The following is a 3,623-nucleotide window of genomic DNA, read 5'->3' as shown; positions in this document are numbered from 1 at the left end:
GAGGGTATTCCTATACTTGACATGGTAGAAGTTAAGCATGCGCTTATTGGTTCAAAAAGTCGATTAATTGGTCCAAATTGTCCGGGAGTTATTACACCTGAAGAATGCAAAATAGGAATTATGCCAGGGCACATTCACAAGCGTGGGCATATAGGGATCATGTCTCGTTCCGGAACTTTAACTTATGAGGCGGTAACACAAACAACTGCTGTTGGCCTTGGTCAGTCAACATGTATCGGAATTGGAGGAGATCCTGTTCATGGTATGACATTTGTTGACTGTATGGAACTGTTTTTAAAAGATGACGATACTCATGGTATTGTAGTCATTGGCGAGATAGGTGGAAACGAAGAAGAGGACGTATCACATTTTGTGAAGACAGAAAAAACTAAAAAGCCAATTGTTGGATTTGTAGCTGGTCAAACAGCACCTCCAGGAAGACGCATGGGACACGCTGGAGCGATTATCTCTTCTAGTGGAGGGAGTGCTGGTGCAAAGCTGGAGGTTATGAGGAGTGCTGGTATTGCAATTGCAGAAACTCCTGCAGTAATTGGTAAAAAAGTTTTGGAAGTAATGAATCAAGTTTAGAATATTGCTATAGAAACCCTACATTACCAGTTATAAATACATCGTCTACCCATTCAACTAGCAAGTTTCCCCCTGGCGAATTTACAAAAGTTTGCTTAGCAATCAAATATTTACGAAGTATGGATGCAACAAGTGCTGCACAGGCTGCACTGCCGCATGAGGCAGTAATACCTGTACCTCTTTCCCAAACTCTTAAGTTTATTTCTCCAGACTTTTCAATTTGTGCAATGCTGACATTCACTTTCTTGGGAAACAATATGTGGTTTTCCAATCTTGGTCCTAAATTTTGTAACGGTATTTCACTTATGTTATCAACAAAAAAGACCATGTGAGGGTTGCCAATATTTACTGCAACTGGATCTTTTAGCATTTCAACCTCTATAGGTAAGTGAAGGGTGTTACATTCAATGGAAAGAGGGATTTCATGCCATCTAAACAGTGGTTTGCCCATATTGACCTTTATGGACCTACCACCCACCTTGAAGCACTCTAAAATGCGCTCATTCATTAACTCGATAGTTGCATACTCAGTGCTTTTTTCTGACATTATCAAATATCCAACGCAACGTGCTGCGTTTCCGCACATTTCAACTTCGCTGCCGTCAGCATTATAAATGTGCATAAAGCAATCAGCTGCACCAGAGTTAGTTATAACTATTACTTGATCGCAGCTGTTTTGGTTAGCAATTTCCCTATAATGCCAATTCAAGCTATTTGTTGAACGTGAGTCTATGATAACAAAGTTGTTACCAGTACCATGCATTTTTTCAGGACTTCGGCCATTCGCCATAAAAAAACATCTCCCCTATTGGCCTTCTTGTCTTTTCCTTAACTTCAGCACCCTCTTCTTCGTAACCAATCGCTATCACCGACCTTACATCAAAGTCATCGGGTATATTGAATTTCTCTACTATTTTATCACCATCGAAGCCACCCATCTGATGAGCCATTAAATTCATAGATGTAGTCTGTAGCATAAGCGCATAACTTGCTGCACCAGTATCGTAGCCGCCCCAAGGATTTGCTCCTTTTGTGTGATCGCGGTAATTTTTAGCGCTTAATGCTATGATTAATACTTGTGTGCTTTTCGCCCATCTTTGATTAGGCTCAGTAAGGCAACTCAATAACTTTTCCCATGCATTTTGATTGCTTTGTCTATTGCATATTACATATCTCCAGGGCTCGTCACCATAACATGAGGGAGAGAGCCGTGCGGCTTCTATCAGCATATTTATGTCCTCTTGATGTACTACTCTATTTTGGTCATATGAATATCCACTATGTCTTACTTTCATTAACTCAATTAGATCTTCTTTATTAATCATTTTTAATCCTCTAAAAAAACTAACTATATATAGCGGAATATTAAAAAAAGTTTAACCTTTTTGTTTCACATAAGAAATATAATTATGGACAATAAGTTTAAATTGTAAAACTTTTAAAGTATAGTTAATATTAGTATATTCTATTTGGAGGAATATGTTTACAGCACAATATAGCAGCAAATCAACATTGGTCGAAATTTTCTTTTGCGTCTTATTCTTATTTCTAATGGCTCAGATAAGAATACCGTTGCAACCTGTGCCTATCACACTACAAAGTTTAGGACTGATGCTTATTGGGCTCAAATTTAACCGCAAAACGGCATTTTATTCCGTGCTTACATATTTATCACTTGGTACAGCAGGGTTACCCATTTTTGCGGGTTTTTCCAGTGGTTATCACACTCTTCTTGGACCAACAGGTGGATATTTAATTGGCTTTTTAGTTGCTGTTATGGCAATGGGCGAAGTAAATGAGTTACTAGACTCCAAATGTGAATCACTTATGCGTGATTCTCTAAGTTGTCTGGCTGGTACAGTTGTGATCTTTATCTATGGTGTCAGTTGGCTTGCTGTTCACGTTGGTCTGAAACAGGCAATAATGGTTGGTGTTCTGCCGTTTATCCTGCCTGGTTTAGTAAAGATTTTTCTACTAGTAGCGACTTTACAATATCTGAAAAAATGATAAGATTTCGCCCTCATCATTTTATGTGCACTCTTGCATTTCGAGGGTATGGGTATACCCGGGGCTTTGTAAAAAACTATAGAAAGATAGCAAACAAGGTAATTACTGATCCCAATACTCAAATCAAGGTAGTCGGTGATCTTGATAGTATCTGCAGTGCTTGCCCGCATCAGACTGAGCAAGGTGAGTGCACCACACAAGCTAAAGTTTTGGAGCTAGATAGAAGGCATATGGAAGTTTTAGAGATAAAAATTGGAGAGACTTTAACATGGAACGGAGCAGTAAAAAGAATTAGAGAGAAAATGTCTTTAGAGAAATTTGACTACGCATGTGAGAAGTGCAACTGGCAACCATATGGAATGTGCAAAAGTGCCCTTTTGGATTGCCACCTCCACATAATGCGTTAGTGAAGATATTGAGGTGAAAGAAGTCCACTTTTGGGAAAATGCCTGTGCTGCGCAGGAAAAAACAACAGCCTGATATCAGGCTGTTGCCTTTTTTGATCAAAACAATTCATTCTCTTCTCCAGTAATGCGTGGAAGAGTTTCTCCAGTATCTGGAATTTCATCACGAAGGTTTTCAAGATCTTCTTGCAACTGCTTGAGATCCTTCACTAATCCTTCGTAATTTTCATCAACCTTCACAATCAGCTCATCAAGCCTACTTTTCTCCTCTGCTAGAGCATTACTTATACCAATTCCCACTACACAAGGAACAAGCAGACAACAGTGGAAAAAAGTTATAACGTCATACGATAGAGACGAAAAAAACTACTTGACAAATTCTTTCAATCTTTTTATCATGGTATTGAAGCTATTTGTTTCACCTCCCAATCTTTACAGGTTAAAATGACAAGAAAACTTGTATTTGGCGTACTATTGTTTAATTTTTCGCACTATGTGCACTGCATGTCTTTTTAAAACTTCGGGTTTTTACAATACAAGCTGAAACGCGCTTATAAGTCGTTTAAGACATCACCCAACGCCGGATTTTAAAATAGAGAGTGGAATAACTAGCTACCTCGGGGT

At 38.8% G+C, this 3,623-nt stretch carries 6 protein-coding genes; 3 read left to right on the top strand and 3 right to left on the bottom strand.

Annotated elements, in window-relative coordinates:
- A partial coding sequence (locus GO685_RS04090; protein WP_175937684.1) for a succinate--CoA ligase subunit alpha occupies window positions 1-588 on the top strand: 588 nt, incomplete at its 5' end.
- A 7-nt stretch (window positions 589-595) separates the two neighbouring features.
- Here GO685_RS04090 and dapF read toward each other — a convergent pair.
- On the bottom strand, window positions 596-1,378 hold the full coding sequence (dapF, locus tag GO685_RS04085) for a diaminopimelate epimerase (RefSeq protein ID WP_175937683.1): 783 nt from the start codon (window positions 1,376-1,378) through the stop codon (window positions 596-598).
- A complete protein-coding gene (locus GO685_RS04080) occupies window positions 1,356-1,913 on the bottom strand; it encodes a nitroreductase family protein (protein WP_175937682.1) in 558 nt (185 codons plus the stop codon). The genes dapF and GO685_RS04080 overlap by 23 nt, the downstream gene beginning before the upstream one ends.
- 154 nt (window positions 1,914-2,067) lie before the next feature.
- Between GO685_RS04080 and GO685_RS04075 the strand changes: the two genes are divergently transcribed.
- Both GO685_RS04075 and GO685_RS04070 read left to right on the top strand, forming a co-directional pair.
- Window positions 2,068-2,595: a biotin transporter BioY gene (locus tag GO685_RS04075; RefSeq protein ID WP_175937681.1), complete on the top strand. Its 528-nt coding sequence runs from the start codon at window positions 2,068-2,070 to the stop codon at window positions 2,593-2,595.
- Entirely contained in the window at window positions 2,592-3,002 is a 411-nt protein-coding gene (locus GO685_RS04070; protein WP_175937680.1) for a DUF1284 domain-containing protein, read from the top strand. The genes GO685_RS04075 and GO685_RS04070 overlap by 4 nt, the downstream gene beginning before the upstream one ends.
- 96 nt (window positions 3,003-3,098) lie before the next feature.
- Here GO685_RS04070 and GO685_RS04065 read toward each other — a convergent pair whose 3' ends face one another.
- Window positions 3,099-3,299 carry a hypothetical protein gene (locus GO685_RS04065; protein WP_175937679.1) on the bottom strand — a complete coding sequence of 67 codons (201 nt, stop codon included), beginning with the start codon at window positions 3,297-3,299 and terminating at the stop codon, window positions 3,099-3,101.
- Window positions 3,300-3,623 lie beyond the last annotated feature (324 nt).

The sequence above is a fragment of the Wolbachia endosymbiont of Madathamugadia hiepei genome (assembly GCF_013366855.1).
In the GTDB taxonomy this organism is placed as follows: Bacteria; Pseudomonadota; Alphaproteobacteria; order Rickettsiales; family Anaplasmataceae; genus Wolbachia.
The sequence above is the reverse complement of the archived record's forward strand: the minus strand, read 5'-3'. Positions and strand labels throughout refer to the sequence as shown.